Annotated in this window: 15 protein-coding genes and 1 pseudogene; 3 read left to right on the top strand and 13 right to left on the bottom strand. The window is 56.9% G+C overall.

What is annotated here, in order from left to right:
* Window positions 1-177: transposase (locus GGD46_RS31745; RefSeq protein ID WP_184462132.1), on the top strand; the 177-nt coding region annotated here is incomplete at its 5' end.
* A 20-nt stretch (window positions 178-197) separates the two neighbouring features.
* Here the strand turns inward: GGD46_RS31745 and GGD46_RS31740 are convergent.
* The 9 genes and pseudogenes from GGD46_RS31740 to GGD46_RS31700 all read right to left on the bottom strand — a co-directional run.
* Window positions 198-548: pseudogene (locus tag GGD46_RS31740) on the bottom strand (transposase); the annotation flags it as partial.
* Between the two features lie 441 nt (window positions 549-989).
* Window positions 990-3281: a hypothetical protein gene (locus tag GGD46_RS31735; RefSeq protein ID WP_244441503.1), complete on the bottom strand. Its 2292-nt coding sequence runs from the start codon at window positions 3279-3281 to the stop codon at window positions 990-992.
* Window positions 3282-3343: 62 nt separating this feature from the next.
* Window positions 3344-4558 carry a DUF2357 domain-containing protein gene (locus GGD46_RS31730; protein WP_240535433.1) on the bottom strand — a complete coding sequence of 405 codons (1215 nt, stop codon included), beginning with the start codon at window positions 4556-4558 and terminating at the stop codon, window positions 3344-3346.
* Between the two features lie 287 nt (window positions 4559-4845).
* The gene (locus tag GGD46_RS31725; protein WP_004118326.1) at window positions 4846-6864 is read right to left on the bottom strand and encodes an McrB family protein; all 2019 of its coding nucleotides are present in this window, start codon (window positions 6862-6864) and stop codon (window positions 4846-4848) included.
* Window positions 6865-6897: 33 nt separating this feature from the next.
* Entirely contained in the window at window positions 6898-8292 is a 1395-nt protein-coding gene (locus tag GGD46_RS31720; protein ID WP_004118324.1) for a hypothetical protein, read from the bottom strand.
* Complete coding sequence (locus GGD46_RS31715; protein ID WP_004118322.1) at window positions 8264-10462, bottom strand: AAA domain-containing protein; 2199 nt, start codon at window positions 10460-10462, stop codon at window positions 8264-8266. Before GGD46_RS31715 ends, GGD46_RS31720 begins: the two co-directional genes overlap by 29 nt.
* Window positions 10463-10600: 138 nt before the next feature.
* Window positions 10601-11395 carry an IS21-like element helper ATPase IstB gene (gene istB, locus GGD46_RS31710; RefSeq protein WP_004118321.1) on the bottom strand — a complete coding sequence of 265 codons (795 nt, stop codon included), beginning with the start codon at window positions 11393-11395 and terminating at the stop codon, window positions 10601-10603.
* A complete protein-coding gene (gene istA / locus GGD46_RS31705) occupies window positions 11385-12905 on the bottom strand; it encodes an IS21 family transposase (RefSeq protein ID WP_028754964.1) in 1521 nt (506 codons plus the stop codon). The genes istB and istA overlap by 11 nt, the downstream gene beginning before the upstream one ends.
* A 55-nt stretch (window positions 12906-12960) precedes the next feature.
* Window positions 12961-13848: a hypothetical protein gene (locus GGD46_RS31700; RefSeq protein WP_183932624.1), complete on the bottom strand. Its 888-nt coding sequence runs from the start codon at window positions 13846-13848 to the stop codon at window positions 12961-12963.
* A gap of 759 nt (window positions 13849-14607) precedes the next feature.
* Between GGD46_RS31700 and GGD46_RS31695 the strand changes: the two genes are divergently transcribed.
* The gene (locus GGD46_RS31695; protein ID WP_051043305.1) at window positions 14608-15336 is read left to right on the top strand and encodes a DUF4041 domain-containing protein; all 729 of its coding nucleotides are present in this window, start codon (window positions 14608-14610) and stop codon (window positions 15334-15336) included.
* Here GGD46_RS31695 and tnpC read toward each other — a convergent pair whose 3' ends face one another.
* Genes tnpC through tnpA form a run of 3 tightly spaced genes read right to left on the bottom strand, consistent with a single transcriptional unit; the run spans window position 15337 to window position 17713 of the window.
* Entirely contained in the window at window positions 15337-16902 is a 1566-nt protein-coding gene (gene tnpC, locus GGD46_RS31690) for an IS66 family transposase (RefSeq protein ID WP_004118315.1), read from the bottom strand. It lies immediately after the preceding gene.
* Between the two features lie 54 nt (window positions 16903-16956).
* A complete protein-coding gene (gene tnpB, locus GGD46_RS31685) occupies window positions 16957-17310 on the bottom strand; it encodes an IS66 family insertion sequence element accessory protein TnpB (protein ID WP_004118312.1) in 354 nt (117 codons plus the stop codon).
* Window positions 17291-17713, bottom strand: coding sequence for an IS66-like element accessory protein TnpA (tnpA, locus tag GGD46_RS31680; RefSeq protein ID WP_240535431.1), 423 nt, complete (start codon window positions 17711-17713; stop codon window positions 17291-17293). The genes tnpB and tnpA overlap by 20 nt, the downstream gene beginning before the upstream one ends.
* Between tnpA and GGD46_RS31675 the strand changes: the two genes are divergently transcribed.
* A complete protein-coding gene (locus GGD46_RS31675) occupies window positions 17600-18544 on the top strand; it encodes a GIY-YIG nuclease family protein (protein WP_240535430.1) in 945 nt (314 codons plus the stop codon). The genes tnpA and GGD46_RS31675 overlap by 114 nt on opposite strands.
* A 244-nt stretch (window positions 18545-18788) precedes the next feature.
* Here GGD46_RS31675 and GGD46_RS31670 read toward each other — a convergent pair whose 3' ends face one another.
* Entirely contained in the window at window positions 18789-19529 is a 741-nt protein-coding gene (locus GGD46_RS31670) for a hypothetical protein (protein ID WP_004118310.1), read from the bottom strand.
* Between the last annotated feature and the right edge of the window lie 300 nt (window positions 19530-19829).

Genomic DNA, 19829 nt, shown 5'->3' with positions numbered 1-19829 from the left:
AAAGGCTTCGAGGTTCTGCCGCGTCGATGGGTGGTCGAACGGACCTTCGCCTGGCTTGGCAGATGCCGCAGATTGGCCAAAGACGTCGAACGCTCGATCGCATCAGCCGAAGCGTGGATCATGATCGCCCACATTCGTCTCATCACCAGACGGCTAGCAAGGTATGGATATCGTTGAACGCTTTTCGAATCCGACTCTTAGTCGCCCGTGAAGAACCGTTTTCGGTGTGGCGGCGCATGATTGTCGGCGTCGAGAGTTTGCCTGACGAGCAGGCACAAAAGTAGCCTGAACCACCTGAGCAGAAGCGAGAAATTGTAGCCGGCGGCAGCCAGAACGGCATTGAGGGCATCGCCCTGCTGTCCGGCAAGATAGTTGCGGTCCATTCTGCGCTCGTTCTTGAGGTGCCCGATGACGGGCTCGACGGCTGACCGCCTTCGCATCAGACGTTTGATGGCCGGCGTCACGTGGCGCTTCTGGCCACTGGTGAAGACCCGCAGCTTGTGGCTCTGGGGCGCATTGTGGCCGCGGTATCCGGCGTCGGCCAGAATGCCAGGATCAGTCCGAGAAATGGCCGCCTTCAAATCGGAACGCCCGCCGGAATGAAATCGGAATGACTGGCCGGCTTCAAATCGGAATCGATGGCCGGCTTCATCGGAATACGCAGCCCATGAGTCGATTTTAGTGAGACGCCGTATTAGTTGCTGGTCTTTTGGGTCGTCGCCTCGGTGCCTTTGTTGTTCGCTCGAGTACCTAATTTAATGCCGCTGACATCAGTGAGGCGCCTTGAGAATGACGGCAATCAACCCCACGCTTCCCTTCACCTTGCCAAAGATATCGATGCCCTGAGCCAGCCTATACCGCCCGCATCAAGGCCTCACAATGAGCTCGTCAGGTACTCTTCGGTGAGCTCATTTGACGGCGCGTAGATCAACCTTAGATCCCCGCAACTGAAAATCGACGGGGCGTGGACGCCGCATACCAGCGATCTACTATTCGTCGGCATCGCTCCCATCCGCCCCACCAAAAATATCAAGCAGAAGCTCTGGGTTGGACCCCTCGCCCCGTAGTTCCTCAAGAACGTGTTCCAGGATGCGCCCGTACTTTGCCAGTGCCCTTAAACGATCCTGGTGCTTGAGATCACCTATCGTCCTCTCGACTGCTCGAACCAATTTATCCGCCTTAGGGTCCTGCCCCTCAACCAACGCGAATGGCTCGACCACCCTCCAACGGAGAAGGCCAACAAGCAGCATCGGAGCGTATTGGAATCTGGTGTACGTCGAGCCCAGATTTTCTTCGAACTCCCGGAGAATCCGTTTGGTCAACCGCTCGACATCTTTGCGAGTAAGCAGCCGAGGCGCGGTTTCAGAGCGCGAAAGTAGGAACGCCATGGCGGCGGTTTCTTTCTGCCACTTCCATTGATCTATGGGCTTGCCCAAGACCTTGTGGATTGCCTGCAGCTCAAAATGCTGGTTGCTGGCGACCCGCCCCAACCCCTGGTAAGCGAGCTTCCAGTGGGCACCTTGAGTGAAAATTGGGTGTCCCCGGGCTTCTTTGTCCCAAGCCTCCAGCAACCAGCCCGAGACGTCTGGCGGGCATCGGCGGAATTGCCATGTCAGAAACCGCAGTGATTGGGTTCCAACAGCTTGGCCCCTCAGCCCGCGACGGACTTCATCTAACGCTCGTTCTACAAGTCGATCCAAGCGCGATAGCGCGACAGCATCTACTCCATTCGGGACATCACCGTCACTTGATATCGCGTATTTGCCGCCAGGTCGAGCCGAGAGCCGATTTGCGAGTGCCGTCCAATCGACGGCAGTCCGGTCAACGTTCTTTTCAAGCAACGTGAAAAGCCCGTCTCCGCGAGGGCTATCGTTCCAACTATCGATTCCGCAGGCGAGCACAAGCCGTCCCGGTATTGTCGGTGCTGGTCTCTGGAACCCTTCGATCAACGCGTCCCAATTTTGTTCGAGTTCGGTCGCGGCATCCCAGTCGACCTGGAATTGGTGACCAAACTTCTGAGAGTGAACGAGGATTTTTGCTCGACCGGACGCCGGGCTCTGTTCCACCCAAAGTTCGACGGGAACTGTCTGGTCGACTTTCACACCGATGTTGACTTCTGCCTTGCGCGGAAGCTCGGAAGTTTCCTTTCTAAGGAAAATAGAAAAACGATCCTGCCCCGCTTGAATGGCCAATCTTGCCGGTTTCGGGCTCCGGTACATCTCACCTGCCGGAAGCGTCTCATCGTAATCAACGAGGTCGAAGTTTTCGACCGCGTCACGCCGCTGCACAATCGTTGAAATCTGCGGCAGGAAATCGAAATAGATGGGATCGCGCTTGCTTAGGCGCCGCGCGGCATGAAGCGCACCATCTGCGATCGAGTTGTCAGCAAGTAACACAACATCTCCACCGATGCTTTGTATCACTGCTGAATGGAATGCTTTTCTGATCGCACCTTTGGACAGAGTTTCCAACAAGACCACATCGCACCCAGCGACATCATCTCGCACATCCTGCAATCGAGGTATCTGCTCGTGATCGATCGTGTCGGGCGGCCTTAATACCTGCCAGTCTCCGTTTCCTTGGCGTAACACCTCGGGCTCTGCCTGGAATCCGAGCGCAAGGCGTCCATTCGAACGTGCCCATTCCAAATGATCGGTTCGGTCGACCGACGAAACTCTAGAAATTGCAGACTTTGCCAACTCCGCCAATCCCCGGTATCCCCAACCCGAACGGATCAGTTTTCCTGTCGAGCGACGCTCCGGCGCTAAGACAGTCTCTCCATGGCTACGCTCGCGACGAATGCGCAGCCTTTGAACCGTGACACCGTCTCCGGTGTGCGAAACCACACCTACGGCCTGGCCTTCTTCAACTGTTCCCCTTTCGATAGCGAACAATGTCGCCAACACGGATCGCCAAACCAGAAGCGGCGTCGAGACCTTTGCCTTGCGCAGAGCCGCCAACAGTCGTTCCTGCAGTAGCTCGCCGGTTTCAGCATGATCATCAAGGCTGGCGATGCCAAAGCTGGCACCGGATGACATCCCTTTCAGCGCTGCAGTCAGGTGGGGGACGGATGGATCGTCGTTCAGCAGATCAGTCACCCTCAACCGCTTCTCGGCAGCTCCGACCACACCCCAACCAGCACCCAGGCCGTGCGGAGAAATTGATGCCTGCGCACCACCCACAAGGCCCCCGTCGGCCTTCGCTCCAGTTTCAACCACGACACCGAAAATGCCGCCTTCGATGAGAGAGCTAATAACCTCCTGCTCCTCGCCGTCCGGCAAAATGGTCCAGTTCCTCGCAGCGCTATCGCGCCATCCATTCAGATCGTACCCGCACAGTTTCCTCATGGCGTCGTCGCGTATATTTCGCTACGTGCGAACGCACGGATAGCGTCCAACCCTTGCCGCAGCCCCTCGCCAGAGGCCTCCAAGGCAATTCCATCAACGCGCGTGCTAGCCTTACGGGATAGGCAAGTCTCGAACTGACCGTGAGATGGGGTCAGTATCAGCCCGTTACGCAGAACTTCAGTTTGGCCGAATGGCTGAATCTCGACCAATCGCTCATTTGCCCGTACGACAGCGTCGTTGAGATCTATGCGAGCCATCGTGTGCGGGGTCCAAACTGCTACGCGGCGCGGCATCCCGCCTCGGTCGATGTCGGAGATGCGGAGAGACACGTGGGCCCGCGTCAAGGCCAGCATACGGCCTGGTGCTTCAGGGCGGGATTGTACCTCGACTATACGACCTGTGTTCTTCAACCAGAACACGGCAATCGGTCGATCCTGCTCGAACCATCGTCCGAGCGATGCCTCTGAACGCCAGACGATGGGCGATTGCGCAATTAGCTCGGCTTCTTCGAGTTCGCTGAGAGCGAGCACGACAGAAAGCACAGAAAAATCCGTCCAGGTCTCCGCTTGCCATGCCCAGAGGTCATCGAGGACCCTGTCTTCCTCCAGCAGGCGGCGCCAGGCTTCATAGATGGAGTTGTAGCTCGGGTCCTGCATCAGAACGTAGTTCGGAACAATCCCGGCATCGGCTACGCTCACTTCAAGATCTGCCAACATCTGCGCGAAGGTTTTGCAGAACCGGCCGAAATGATTGACTTGCGCGTAGCGGCGGCTATGCCGTGCTCGTGGATGCTCCTGCATCCATTCGCGAGCAACCTGGAAAGCAAGTGTCGTATACGCGTGGAGAACCCTGTTTTCAGGGGTATCAAAGTTCTCTCGCCTGACTGTTGCGAGAATACGCTGGCTTGTACCGGCTCGCTCCGCAATCGTCCGCCCCGGTTGACGGACGAGCCAGCGCATCGACGCCCGATCCATTTCCTGAACTCGGTCCAAGAATGTAAGCTCTCTCGTCCGACGAAGCACGCGCCTGATCCTCGGCTCCAGCGCTTTCAGGCGCGGAAGGACATCTTGAGCCTGCCTTACGATCTCCGCCATTCGCGGATCGTGTTCATTCTCTGCGCGCTCCCACGCATCGCGCAATCGGGACCATACATGCAAAGGGTCTTCAAGGGCCTCGCCAAGCTCCTGGACCCGCGCCAAAACCTCGTTCATCCGCCGAAGAAGCTCTCTCGCCCGCACGTCTTCCGGGGTCTCATGCTCCTTTACACCACGAGGGCGAACCGGAAACCCAATTCGCTCCGGTCGCTGAGCATTCGCCGTTTTCGGGTATGGATGGAGAATAAGTTCCACCGGTCCATCTTGAAGCCGGGCCGACATAAGACGCGAGTGTCCGCCGTTCTTGGGTGCCTCGCCACGGACCTCGCTGACCAAACAATCACCAGGACTGAACTTCGCATTGGCAACTCCTCTGCGATCCCAAGGTCTGCCGAGATGGAGCATTACCGCGAAACCCCGTTCCATACGAACTGACCGGAGCCCTCTTTCGCAGCACGGATCGACTCATCGATCGCCTTCGCAAGGTGATCGTCCCGCAGGGCATCACCAACGAAACTTATGAGTTCGGAGAAAGCATGATCGTTACCGTCTTCAACTTCGATACCGCGAAGCTTTGGTAACAAGCGCATTTCAACCTGATCTGCGAGCGGGACACGCAAGTCCTTCGCCTGGTCGAACGAGGTGTAGTTCGCGACATACCCCATGATCGCGCGGCCGAGACGGTGACCGAAAGGTCTCTTGAAGCCCTTCATGAGGCTGACCATTCTATCCACGCTGTCGATAACGGTCTGCTCACTCTCCACAGTCGAAACAGGATTCACCCATGACCGCCATCTTGCCGCCGACAGCGCCTCGGGCTCGGCGATATTTGCTTTCTGCGCAGTCGTCCTGATGGTTCTTGGTGCCGAGAAGCGAAGGACATTCGCCCGGTCCACAACCTTATCAGAGAGCGACTGCGTGCTCTCGTCTTCGTTCATCGTTCCGGCAAACAGAAGGTTGTATCCTGGGAAGATGCGGGGAGCGTCCATACCTCGCGGCATCGGTATCTCAAGCTCGATCTCAGCGTCTTTGCGCAGGGATTTATCCGACACACGGTTCATCGGCGGGCGGCTTTCCAAGCGGCTGAGGAAGTCCGAAAAATAATACTCAACACGCGCAAGGTTCATTTCGTCGAGCAGGATCATTATCATCTGATCCTGAAACTCGCTCTTCTGGTTGTTCAGAATGTCCAGGTGATAGAGCGCCCGCGCCATATCGGTCGGACGGTAGCGCTTTTCGATATAGTTGTAGAAACCCATCAAATCCTGGGGGCTATCCCAGCGAGGTTGAACCGGCACCTGCAGGAACCCGATCCCTATGCCTGCCGCGTACTGTCGCGGCAGCTGGCTCTTGCCAGTCCCGGAGATACCGGCAAGCACGGCCATCTGGGTCGTGTCGTTTGTTTTCATTGCTGTATGGAAGGCATAAACAATGCGACGGTCGTAATGGAGGCCGCTTTGTTCAAGGCGCTGAAGCACCCGTTGGACTGCCTCAGCCTCATTTTCAGCGGCGCGATCTTTCCAGCTCCGCATTTGTGCCAGCACCGGCGGAAGCGTGGTCAACTCCTTGAGACGTTCAACGATTGCCTCCTCGCGGCCCGGCGCATCCCTACCGCTCGCCTCAGCAACGTCTTCCTCCATCTTAGCGACCTGTGCCATTAGCGACGAACGGCGATCTTCCAACGATGAGATGTCGCTTTCGATGGAACGAGCACGCTCCTCGGCGGCTGCGAGTTTCGCCGACGTCTGCGTGAATTCAGCATGAACGGCGGCGGTCGCCTGACGCTCGACAGCGAGGTCTTCTTGAACCTGAGAGAGTTGGGAGTTTGCCGCCTGGAGGAGGCCTTCGACACGTGCGCTTTCTCTACCAAGTTCCTGCGACAGCGCTTCTAAGCGTTGCACTCGCTCCTGCGCTTCGCTCAACTCAATCGCTTGGGACCGCATTTCTGCAATCTTCTTTTCAAGCGCTGCCTGTTCACGCTTCATCTCATCGTTGAGAGCGAACAGCCGCTCGGCGGCAGTGAGGCGGTCATGGACAGCGTCGAGATCTGCCCGGGCGGAAGCCAGCTCAGCGTCAACTGCGTGTTTTTCAATGATCTCCGCTTCGATCACCTCGCGCAGCGCACGGATTTCCTCGCGGCGCTCATCCTTCTGAAGCCATTCAGCATTCAAGTCATCGAGCTGTCTCTTGGTCGCATCGTAGTCAGCCTGGACGTCGGCAATATTGGCTAGGGCCTTGCGGCGCTCTCCTAGTTCATTTTCGATATCGCTAAGGGCCATCCGCTTGTCGGCAATGGCTGTCTCCAGAGACTCCAGGGAGCGCGTCGGCCCGGAGGCGGTAACGGCTCTGTCATGGAGCACCGCGAGGCTTATCTGCACGACGATCAGAGCTACGACAGCCATTGCTGCGAAAAGCAGTATCAAGATGTTTCCTGTTAGCATGTCGACGCTCTCTAATTATGGCCTCTCAGGCTGTGGCTGGGTAGTCGTCGGGGCGTCAATAGCTGGCGGCGCGGGTGCCACATCCGTCTGCTTTGGCGTCTTCGCGTCTGAAAGAGATGCAATTTCCTGAACAAGCACCCCTTTCCTGCCGTTAAGCTCGGCCAGCTCCGCTTTCACAGTATTTAGGTCGCTCTGACGCAAGCTCAGCTCTTTGGCCAGTTCTGCTTGTCGGTTTGATAGGTCTGCGACAGCCTTTTCCAGAGCAGCTTTTTCAGCTGCTGCGCGATCAGCATCGGCTTTGTCCGCCGAAGTTCGAGACTTCAGTGCCTGAAGACTGCTTAACTCTTCTTTGAGCGTGTTACGTTGCGTTGTGGCAGCTGCGACATCTGCCTGGAGATCATTTAATTGTGCCTTCGCGACCGGAAGAGATTTTTCCGCCTCTGCAAGCGCGTCCTGGGCAATTTTTAGCCTGCCTTCAGCCGCTGCAGCATCTGATCGTGCGCGGTCCGCTGCTGTGGTCACGCTCGTGAGATCGCCGTTCAATGCAGCCTTCCGCATTTCGAGAGCGCCGACTTGGTTGGCCAAGTCCGTACGGTTGCTGTCCTGGCGGGCCAAGTCGGCATCCGTTTTAGCTGCAGTGACCTTCGCCTTGGACGCCTGATCCTGGAGCTTTGCGATCGTTGCGTCTAAATCCTGCGAGGCACGTTGTTTGTCGCCGATATCTTTCGTGATTTTCGTCATTTGCGCCGTCAACGAGGCCTGACGGGCGGTAAGATCGGCGACCTGACGTGTTTTGTCGTCAAGGTCCTGAAGCTGGGCGTTTAATTTGGAGATTTCAGCCTCCTTATCGCGCCGGACCTTTTCGCTGACTGCAATCGCGTCGTCGGCAGCACTTTTTCGATCTTCTGCTTGTGCAACGTCGGCATTTGACTGATCGATCTTTGCCTGATTGACAGCAATCCGCTTTTCAAGGTCAGCGTTCTGAGAGCGTAAGGTCGCAAGCGTCTTCTCGGCCTTAGCTGCTTCCGCAATAGTATCGGCGGCCGCTTTCGATTGCTCTTGGCCCGCCTGAAGCTTCTCAACGCCCTCGGCGAGCGATGCCGTCTGTTGGTTTATCTCTGCGTCGAGGCGATCTCGCTGTGCGGTCAGATCAGCGATGGTTTTCCGAATACCATCGGCTTCTACACTTCGTTGAGAGATTTCCGAAAGGACACTATCGCGTCGGCCCAGCGCCTCTGTCCGCTCATTGTTATAGCGCTGAATGTCGGAACGCACGGCACCGTAGTCGCGCTCAAGAGCGTCGACCTGAATCAACGCGACAGAGATCGCGGCCGCTGAGAGCAAGCCAAGCGTCAAAGCGATATAGGTAAACCGCCGCGATCTAGGAAAGCTGTTTTGCGACGCGTTCAATGCACCCCTCCAAATCCTGAGCTAGTTCGTCCACCCAAAAGCGCTGGATTTTCCAGCCAAGCGATTTCAACTGATGGTCTCTCCAATAGTCGCCAAGCTTTCTTTTGCCGTCGGTGTCGGCATGCCAATGTCGACCATCGACTTCCAGGTCGAGCTTGACATCGCCGCTGCCAAACAGTGCAAAATCCAGGCGACGACCGGCGACTTCGAATTGAGCAACGGGGTTCAAGCCGCGCTTCCTAAGCGCCGCGTCCACAATTCGCTCCCAATTGCTGTCAAACGTGCCCTCGCCGATGCGGCCCTTTGGTTCGGTTGCCGTAGCGGCTAGCCGTTGAAGACTCCGCACCTTGCCAGATCGCGCATACGACAAATCGCCAAAGACATGGGCGACGGCCCGGGCGCGGCTAATGGCAACGTTCAGGCGGCGCCAGTCTTTCTGCACGAACGTGACCGCGCTGATCGCACTCGAATGGCCGAGCGTGGGTGAGAAAAGGATAAGGTCTCTTTCTTGACCTTGGAAACTGTCAACCGTGCCGACACGCAGTTCAGCCTTGACACGAAGCTTTTCATTGACTTCTGCGTGGATCGCTTGCTCCAACGCGTATACCTGCGGCCGGAAAGGAGCGATGACCCCGATCGACCCGCTATATCCTTGATCCACGAGGAGCATGCGGACATGCTGCACTATCGCGGCGATCTCAGAATTATTGATGTTGCCGATCATTGGTGATGTTGGCGCCGGTACATCGGTCCACGCAATACCTGGCTTCATGCCCCTTGGTGATTTGAGCTTGTCCTGGTCACCTGCAACCCGCAATTGACCACCATAAAAGTGTTCGTTGATGTAGCCAACGATATCGGCAGCGGATCGATATTGATCGCGAAGCATAACCTTCGCCGCCCCGGGCGTGAGGTCCGCCAAGTCGAATAGCGATCTCCGGCTCTGCGCGAACCGACCCATCTTTGATACCGGCAGGTTCTGGGCCTGCATCAGGTTTCGATCATGCGCAATGCCCAACTGGCTGATGAAGGAAAGCTGGCGATTGTCACCGACAACGACAGCACGTTTTGCCCTAGCGAAGATCGGCAGTGCTGACGCGATATCGCACTGGCTTGCTTCATCAAAGATCGCGAGATCGAATAAGCTGTCTGACAGCGGCACTCGCCGTGCCGCGCCAAGGACTGAAACCAACCACAGGGGCCGGTGACTTACAACTTCACCGGCCAATTCAGATGGCAGCGGCCCGGTGTTTTGAGCAAGCTCTAGGTTGGCAAGCTCCTCGCCTAGCCTCCGTCGGTCGATCTCAGTCAGGTTGACCTTTGACGCCAGAACTTTGGGAAGAAGCTCCCGAGCGACCTCTCCTATCTCCTGCGTAATCGCGACTGGATCACCCTTTACTTCGATCGTAGCTAATTCAGAGCGGAGCTGTTTTAGACGCTGCCTGAGGGTGGCGAGCGTTGTCTCTCCACCGGAACGTTGGCTGCCTACCAACAACTTCGATTTAAGACCGAAAGCTCCCAGTATTGTGTTGATCAACCGAATGACGAGGTTTTTTTCGGGCTCTACCAATGTCTGGACTCCGCGTTCAGCGCTGCTCGCCTCCTGCGCCTCGAGCCTCTCCAAAAGCTCCGCAATCAACCCGTGGATACGCGAAAGCTCGTCGATCTGGTCGAGCAGCCGATTTCGATTTTGCGCGAGCGTCGAGAGTTTCGACAGTAGAACCAAGTCTGGCTCAGCCGCACCTCTTGTGGGCTCGCTGACAAGTTCGCCAAGCACCTGATCGAACGATTGATCGATGTCGCGTGTAGGATCAAGCGTCCTCACTAGGAACGGAGACTGCGGAGCGATGCCACCAAGCCTGGTCTCGACAGCATCGAGGGCTTGGTGGTTCTTCGATGCAACAAGTACGCTTCCACCATCGGCAATCACGGAAGCAGCGATGGACACGATGGCCTGGCTTTTGCCGGTCCCCGGCGGACCGGTTACCACCGTAAGCGGTGCGAGGAGAGACCGCCTCACCGCATCAATCTGCTCCTTATTCAAGTCGCCCGTGTTGATGACGGGAGCAAGCCTAGTTGCAACGGGTGCATCCAAGCCGAGGATCGGCGCCAGCGCAGTCGTGGCCAATTTTTCCTTCGGCCACGCTGCAATTGTATCGAGGTCACGCACAGCTCCGGCAGTGAAGGTAGTATCGGTCGGTAGAAAGAGTGCGGCGATATCATGGATGCCGACGATTGTTGGTTTCCACGCGGAACTGAGCCGGTTTTTCCACCGAGAAGTGAGCCACCTCTGAGTATGGTTTTCTGATCAGGGTTTGGTCAATGGGCTGGCTTTTTCTCCTCTCTTTTGCGCCGCGGCGGCCGAACTGGCCTTGAATCGAAAGCTGTCATTTCCGGTTTCCAGGATGTGGCAACGGTGGGTCAGGCGGTCGAGCAAAGCGGTCGTCATCTTGGCGTCGCCGAAGACTGTGGCCCATTCGCTGAAGCTTAGGTTGGTGGTGATGATGACGCTGGTGCGCTCGTAAAGCTTGCTCAGCAGGTGGAAGAGCAATGCGCCGCCCGAAGCGCTGAACGGAAGGTATCCGAGTTCATCCAAGATCAGCAGATCGAGACGAACCAACGTCTCAGCGATCTGACCGGCCTTGCCTTTGGCCTTCTCCTGCTCGAGGGCGTTGACCAATTCGATGGTCGAGAAGAAGCGGACCTTTCGGCGATGATGCTCGATCGCCTGGACACCGAGAGCGGTCGCGATATGTGTTTTTCCCGTGCCAGGCCCGCCGACGAGCACGACATTCTGCGCTCCGTCCATGAACTCGCATCGGTGCAGTTGGCGCACCGTCGCTTCGTTGATTTCGCTGGCGGCGAAGTCGTATCCGGAGATGTCCTTGTAGGCCGGGAAGCGGGCAGCCTTCATGTGATAGGCGATGGAGCGGACCTCGCGTTCGGCCATTTCCGCTTTCAGCAACTGGGACAGGATCGGCACGGCCGCATCGAAGGCTGGCGCTCCTTGCTCGATCAGATCCGTGACCGCTTGGGCCATGCCATACATCTTCAGACTACGCAGCATGATGACGACGGCGGCGCTGGCTGGATCATGACGCATGGCGACCTCCTACGATCCGGACACGCAGCCCGTCATAGCGTTCGACATTGGCCTTGGGTTCGCGCAGCAAGGTCAGCGCCTGTGGTGTGTCGATATCGGGACCATCACTGGTCTTGCCGTCGATCAGCCGATGCAGCAGGTTCAACACATGCGTTTTGGTTGCCACGCCGGCATCCAGAGCCAGTTCCACAGCGCGGAGGACGACCTGTTCGTCGTGATGAAGAACGAGAGAAAGGATATCGGCCATCTCGCGATCACCGCCGGGGCGGCGAAGCATCTGGTCCTGCAGTTGTCGAAAGGCCGGTGGTAGTTCCAGGAAGGGTGCGCCATTGCGCAAGGCACCGGGCTTGCGTTGGATGACGGCAAGGTAGTGTCGCCAGTCGTAAATCGTCCGCGGCGGCTTGTCGTGACTGCGCTCAATGACCCGCACATGTTCGCAAAGAACGTTGCCCTCGGCTGCAACGACCAGCCGCTCGGGATAGATTCGCAGGCTGACGGGCCGGTTCGCAAACGATGCGGGCACGCTATAGCGGTTTCGTTCGAAGGTGATCAGGCAGGTGGGTGAGACCCGTTTGCTTTGCTCGACAAAGCCGTCAAACGCGGCAGGCAGTGTCATCAATGATGCCCGCTCATCAGCCCATACATCCGCAATCGTGCCGGGCAAGGTGCCATGCGGTGTCTCCCGCCACAGGTCCTGGCAATGCTGTTCCAGCCAGGCGTTCAACGCCGGCAGATCGGGAAAGTCCGGCATCTGTTGCCACAAACGTGGTCGGGCATCCTGAACATTCTTCTCGACCTGCCCTTTCTCCCAGCCCGCAGCAGGATTACAGAACTCGGGCGCAAAGACGTAGTGGTTCGTCATCGCCAGGAAGCGGATGTTGACCTGCCGCTCCTTGCCGCGGCCGACGCGATCGACCGCGGTGCGCATATTGTCGTAGATCCCTCGCGCAGGCACACCGCCGAAGACCCGGAAGCCGTGCCAGTGGGCGTCGAAGAGCATCTCATGGGTTTGCAGCAGGTAGGCTCTGACCAGAAAGGCCCGGCTGTGCGCCAACTTGATATGCGCGACCTGAAGCTTCGTGCGCTCGCCGCCGATCACGGCATAGTCTTCACTCCAATCGAATTGGAATGCTTCGCCTGGGCGGAAAGACAGAGGAACGAATATGCCTCGGCCGGCCGTCTGCTGCTCAGCCCGCCACTCACGGGCAAAGGCAGCGACGCGACCGTAGGAGCCGGTAAAGCCCAGAACCACCAGATCGGCATGAAGTTGCTTCAGCGTTCGGCGCTGCTTGCGTGACCTCCCGGCCTCGGTCTTCAGCCAGCCCGAGAGTTTCTCTGCGAATGCATCAAGCTTGCTCGGCCGCTCCGGTACCGTGAACGTCGGCTCGATCGTGCCCGCGCTCAGATACTTCGCGATTGTGTTCCGCGACAGCCCGGTGCGCCGACTGATCTCGCGGATCGATAGCTTCTCGCGCAACGCCATCCGGCGGATAATGTTTAAAAGTCCCATGTGGATCACTCCGTTGCCCCCGTCGCTCTCCGCGCTGGGGGAAGGTTCACATGGCTCAATTCTCAATGGAAATTATGCGCCTAACCGGCTCAGTTCTGCGTGGAAACCAACAGACGATGTTAGGATCCAGCTCAATTCGCATTTGCTGGCCTGAGATACGTCCCCGAAAGGTGCCCGAAACAGCCTCCTTCAATCGGGAGAGAAATTCATCCCGCCGGAAGCCCAATCCCTCGGCCTGCGTGAACACGTCGCGCAGCCCTGCCTCTTTCCAATTGGCGCTTCTCGCCACGCCCTTGATCCAGTCGGGGTTTGCGACGATGTCATCCGTATCGATCGATACTTCTAGGTGCGTCGGACTGCGCTTCCAGTCAGCGCTGATGAGACCAACCGGCCAGACAACAGCTACACCTTGCTTTTTCCCAACACCCAGAGGCCAGCCCACGGCGAGCGACTGTTCGTTCGCTTCCCGCTTGACGAGAGCCTGCCGAAAGTCATCTGGCAACTCGTCGAGAGGTATCGAGATGGTGAGGACCTGCCCCTCTTCGGGCGTCAGAGGCCCAAGGCCAGTGAACAGTTGCCATTGAACAGAATGGCGATCTTCAACTTGAGTGATCGCACCTCTCGGGTCTGATCGTAATGCGGATCGATAGTATCGAAGCAACGCATTGGGATCGAACGCCGCGAAAGTATCTGCGACTTCACCTTCGCCGACGGAAGACCTTGAGGTCCGGAAAGTCGCGTGGACGGGCCTGAGGGTAAGATTGTCAGTTACTATGGTATTGGTGGCAATTGAAGAAACGGGTTGGGTGCCTGTCTTGTTCGCGGTGGCAATTGGGCGCCACCGACCATCGCGGCCTTTGGCCACTTTTCCAGCTTCGCTGAGGGCAGATAACTCGGCGTAAATTTCCGTACGCCTGCGCGGATCAAAATCGACATCAAGCAACGCAAATAGTTCGTTCGTTGTCCGGCCCGTCGGAAACGCCGATATCGTTCGCAGTAGTATAGACATGACTTACAAATAACCTCAGCCGAGCGCTCCCTCTCAGCTGATCCATTGAATCGCCCTCCTCCAATAAGCGATTGAGGCGCTTTGCGTGTCAACGGTTTGCAACTTGAAATACACGCCCATTTTCGACCCGAGGAGTTCAAGATGGAAGATTTGCATGAATAGTGTTCTTCAAGACACGAAAATACAAACGCCTTTTGCCGGTTAGGTGACCATACTGTTTCGCCCCACCGGCTTTGCGCGGTGAACTTGAAGGCCTCACTCAAGCGGATGCTGCGTCTATGCGATGAAAGCCTGCCGTTCTTTCCATTGACCTAAAGGATCGAGACCCAGAATTACCTTATCGAAGCCAAATTGGATATGCTGGCCGCTTCCCAGAACAAAGCGGTATGGGTGAGCTGGCAGGAACTGCAACCAATACCTCGTCATCAAGCCGCAAGGCTTCCGCGAGTTGTTTGAGCCATAAACTCTGCTCCTGGATGCGTAAGACACCGAGATACATGGGTAAGATGATCATCTTCGCAGATCTCCGTTCCTGGCGCAGCTCTGCACAGCTCGCATCATTCGGGACGCGGCACCTGCTCAGTCGGCAGGCGAAATTAAACCGCTGCACAACTAATGTTATCCGTAACATCCGCTTGCAAAGTCGAGATCGCAGCTTAACGTCCTCATCCAGGGGTGGCAGGGGAGTTCATAATGACAAGCGGTCAAATCATTGGGCTTGTATTTATCATTGGGTTTCCGCTTTGGGCGATTGTTGCGAGCGTCATTGCGTGGAAACAGTCCATACGCAAAAAACGTGCCGAGGGCAGCGTGCGTGCGTTGGAAGTAAAATATAGCCCTATCCTAAATGAGGAAGCAGAAGTCCAGCGACTACGCGATATCGCGAATTCAGTCTCAGTGGACATTTCAAATTTGAGGTCTTCCTATAACGAAAAGAAAGCGATCTTCGACCGCCTCGCAAAGGAGGTAGCGATTTTCGATGAGAAATTGGCGTTCGCCGAGATGGGCGTATATGAGCCTCATTTCGATTACACCGACAGTGAGCAGTACAAACAAACGATCATTGAGAACCGCGAGACCCAGAAACGGATGGTTTCGAACAAGATCGCTGCAATCGCAAAAACGGAGTGGACGGTTAGTGGCAGTAAGGCCAAGGGCCAGACGATGAACAATCGCAACGTGAAGCTCGCGCTCAGAGCTTTCAACAACGAGTGCGATGCAGCGGTCGCAAATGTCCGCTGGAACAATGCGAACGCGATGGAAAAGCGGATCGTCAACGCTCGCCAGCAAATAGACAATCTGAACGCTACGAACGACGTCCATATTACCGATGAGTATCTAAAACGTAAACGCTCATTTCCCTGCACGTTGACGCCCGCGATTCCGGCGCGGTGTTCGACTTGGGAACGGTTTCTGCGTTGATCAGGCCGCTGCGGCCTTTGGAAAGTTGAATGGCAGCAGGTCAGAGATGTCGGCGTCGTCGGCGCGCTGCGGCAACTCGGTGAGGACGTGGCGCAAGTAGGCCAGTGGCTCGACGCCGCAAGCCCGGCATGTCAGCATGAGGCTGTAGACCACGGCGCTGGCCTTTGCTCCATCGACGGTGTCGCTGAACAGCCAGCTTTTTCTGCCAGTTGCAAAAATCCTGATGTCACGCTCCAGAAGGTTGTTGTCGATCGGCATCCTGCCATCATTTGTGTAACGCGTCAGATATTCCCATTGGTTCAGCGTGTAGGAGATGGCATCGCCAAGCTTGCTGTCCGGCAAGACCTTCGGGGCGATTTCATCGAGCCATTTTTTCAGGGCATTCAGGATGGGAACGCTATGTTCCTGGCGAAAGCGGCGAATGCAATGATCTCGCGTTTCGCCGTCATCCGGTATTTCGTCGCGCGCTTGCTTTTCAATCCGGTAGAGTTGTTCGAAGAACTTGAGGGCCTGCTCCGGTGGGCCGCCGGGTTTGTTTCTCGTCTTGAGAGCATTGACAAACCGCCGTCTTGAATGGGCCATACATCCAATGTGGGTGGCCCCCTCCAGCGTGCGCCAGGCGGAATAACCATCGCTCATCAATATGCCGCGGTAATCGCCGAGAAAGGCCTGCGGATAGATCTGTCCGCGGCCCGGCTGATAATCGAGAAGCACGATCGGCTCGGCACTGTCCTCACCGCTGCGATAAGCCCACATGAAGGATGTGTCGGTGGCCGCTCTGTCCTTTTCCTTCAGGACCTGAACAGTCGTCTCGTCGCCATGGATGAGAGACTGTGATCGAAGCCGCAGCTTCAGCGCGTCATAGATGCGGACGAGATGCTTCTCGCTCGAGCCGATCACCCAGTGCCCCAGAGCACCGCGGCTGACAGGAACGCCGGCGCGCTCGAAGGCCTGTGCCAGACGATAGAGTGGCGTGCCATCGACATATTTGTGCACCAACGCGAAGGCTAGCGTCGAGGCCGTGGCAATGCTGCCCGGCAAGGGTTGCGCGGGCATCGGCGCAATGATGACCGGCGTGTTGATGCCGGTGCGGTCGCAATTCCGGCAGGCATATTTGAACCGCACATTCTGAAGGACCTTTGCCTTCACCTCGATATGAAGCTGCTCGCTAACGGCCTCACCCATGCGATGCATTTGGTGATGGCAGCAGGGGCAAGCCTTCTGATCGTCGGGCAGGTCATATTCGACGCGTTCGCGCGGCAGGTTTTCCGGTAACGGTCGGCGGCCGCGCTTCTTGCCTTCCTGCTTTTCTGCCGGCGGCAAGCCGGTGTCCGGAAGATCGACGACATCGCCTTCTTCGCTGTCATCCTCACCGGCGACCTGTTCGGCTTCATTGAAGAGGCGATCAATGTGCTTTTCGCTCTTCGGCGCAAAACGATGTGAGCGAGCAAGCGCCAGCTCTTCCTCGAGTTTGACGACGCGCTCGGCAAGTTGACGGTTTTCCGCCTGCAGCGCGGCAATGCGCGCCATCAGCTCCTCAACAGTCGGTTCGCCAGTTCGATTCATCAGATTCTTGAATCGAAAGCATGCCGCCGCGTCAACCGCTCAATTCGATATCCTTCAGCCAGCGACTTGATATTGCCGCACCGGATGGCGAACCATCGCGTCAATGTCGATGCCGTCGAGAATCCAGTGGAGCTGCTCGGTCGAAAGCGTCACCACCGCAGTCTCCCGGCGTGGCCATCGGAACCTGTCTTCCGTCAAGCGCTTCAGGACCATCACAAAACCGGACCGATCGAAGAACAACAACTTCATCCGGTCGCGGCGGCGATTGCAAAACGCAAAGATCGCAGGCGCGAACGGGTCAAGCTCCATCACCTCCTGCACCAGGACCGCAAGGCTGTTGATGCCGGCGCGAAAGTCGATCGGTTCGCGATGCAGATAGACGTTGAGATCAGCGCCCAGTCTGAACATGGCCGAGAGCTCCGATGATTGCCGTCAATGCATCCACATCACCGCATTCCAGCGTCAGCTTCACGCCATTCGGCAAAGCCGCGCTCACCTTGGCTGGGAGTGGCGACGACCTCGACAGCCGCTCCTCACCAGGCAAAGCAGGCCAGCCCACCGAACTGCTCTGCATCGGCAAACTGTGCTGCGCAGCGCTGACTTGAACCGGAATGAACGCCGACAGCGCAGGTGGCGGCAAAGCAACGGCGTCCTTGGCCGTCTTTATCCATTTCCGAAGAAGGTTGGCATTGATCCCATGTTCAAGCGCAAGCCGCGATACCGACACGCCGGGCTCCAGGCAGGCAGCAACCAGCCGCTCTTTCGACGCCGGATCGTATCGACGGCGGCCGTTGCGCAAAATCCGCCTCACCGCCAGTTTCTGTTCATCGCTCTCAATCACGTGGTGTCCACCTCCGTTAAGTGGACACTTCATGCCAAAACACGCTCAATGCAAAAAGGTGCGGCGAAATTCGCGCTTACTCTAAAACAGAAACTCGTCGAGTTGCAGGTCACCCACGAATACCGTGAAAAGCTGAAGGCCGAGCGGGAGGAACGCGCCGAGATGGCCCGCGCTGCGCGAGAGGAACAGAAGCTGCTTCGGGACATGGAAAGAGCGGAAGAGGAGGAGAATCGCTATCTGCGCCTTCTCGACAAAGCCAAATCCGATGCGAATGAGGCCGCCGCCGACCAAATTGGAGCATACGACGAAAAGATCCGGATGCTGGAAAAAGACCTAGCTGATGCCCACGCGAAGTTTGAGCGTGCGCAGGCGATGGCCGAGAAGACGCGGTCGGGATATGTCTACATTATCTCGAATATAGGTTCTTTCGGCGAAGAGGTCGTAAAGATTGGTCTGACCAGGCGCCTGGATCCAGCCGATCGCGTCCGCGAACTTGGTGACGCCGGCGTCCCGTTTGTCTTTGATACTCATGCAATCATCTACAGCGACGACGCTCCCGCCCTTGAGAGAGCGCTTCACAACGAATTCCAGAAGACCCGCATCAACGCTCAAAACTTTCGCAAAGAATTCTTCAGAGTGTCGATTGACGAGGTCGAGCGGGCGGTAGCGAGGCTCGCGCCTGGTGCACCATTCTTTAAAGACGTTGAGGCTCAGGAATACCGCGAAACCCTCGCTCGTCGAAACGCCATGTTGGCAGCTGTAGAGCCAATTGAATTGGTTGCATTTCCGGCAAGCATTTAGAACACCGACTCCACGCGAATGTGTCCTCCTGGCACCTCGTCCACCTGCCAACCCGCTGCGATGGCGCGATCGACCAGAGCAGTTTGAGCGCATCCCGGCAGACTGCTCAAAGAGAGCTTGGATGTCGGCGAGAAACGTTCGCTGCCAAGCTGTCATGTTTTGTCGAAGCAAGGCCACTTGGATGTCTTTTTGCAGGTTTCCTGCCGGGTCCATTAGAATTGTCACGTGGCATGCGCAGCGATCTTCAAGCTCTTCGTCCTGACTTCGCTGCCGAGAGCGAGGCTGTCGCCTGCTCGACGGATTTAATGAACGCGCTGTAAACTTCGTGTGTCAACCATTCGTGCCGAGTGCTCTGCAGGCGGTTGAAACGCTTCATCTGCGAATGAAGTCGTTCGAACCTGTCCGCCTCCATCAAAGTGAGAGGACGCGCACGGCGACCATCAACGTGTCGTCGAGCAACAGCACCGATGGAGCGAGCATCAAAGTTTTCGGCACCTACCCTGCTCTTCAGCTGCTCCGTCAACGTGTACCAGCGATCCCGAATATCATCATACATCTGATCAACGGAAAGAGTGGGGAGGGTTGCTTCGACATTTTCGACAGAACCGTCGGATTCGACCGACTGTGCCAACGACCGGCTCCCCTCGGTAATAGCCAAGTCTTGGGTCGTGATGTTGATGTCCTGTGTCGTACGCCTCAGACTTTCCAATTGCTCGGCAATTGAGTGCAGTTGTATCTGCAACTCGTCCACCCAACCCGTGGAATTTCTCAGGGCTTCCTGCGTCTTGTGAAAATCGGTTGCGATTATTTTGAAATCATGCACGGCTGACGTGATTCCAAAAAGCTTGACCGCCACTTCGCCCAAGGTAGTTTTTAACACGCCAAACGGTCCGAGAATGACGATGGCTGTCAACGCGACAGACGGCCATGCTATTCGGGCAACGAAGTCGAGAATTTCATGCGGCATGGTATCGTGCGTTCCCATTTAACTGTTGTCATTCGAGATAGATTGCCCAGTTCAATACGGCCATTTATCGATTCGCGCTATGCGAGCCTACATCACATGCTTGGCGGGCGTTTTTGCGATTTTGGGTGCCCCGATAATTCCCGGCCATGTGGACCAGTTGGGCGCGGAAATCTGGATTGGCGGCGAAGTAACGACATGCATTGAGGGTACCGTCACTCTCTGAAATTCGGATCGATATCTAAAGAGCTGGAGCGGGGGCGCCCATCAGGATGAAAAAACCACGAGGGCGGCAAGCGTCGAAATGCAGTAACCCGACGC

The organism is Martinezella lusitana, from assembly GCF_014207095.1.
Taxonomy (GTDB): domain Bacteria; phylum Pseudomonadota; class Alphaproteobacteria; order Rhizobiales; family Rhizobiaceae; genus Rhizobium; species Rhizobium lusitanum_B.
Note: the sequence above shows the minus strand (reverse complement) of the source record. Positions and strands in the feature narration are given on the sequence as shown.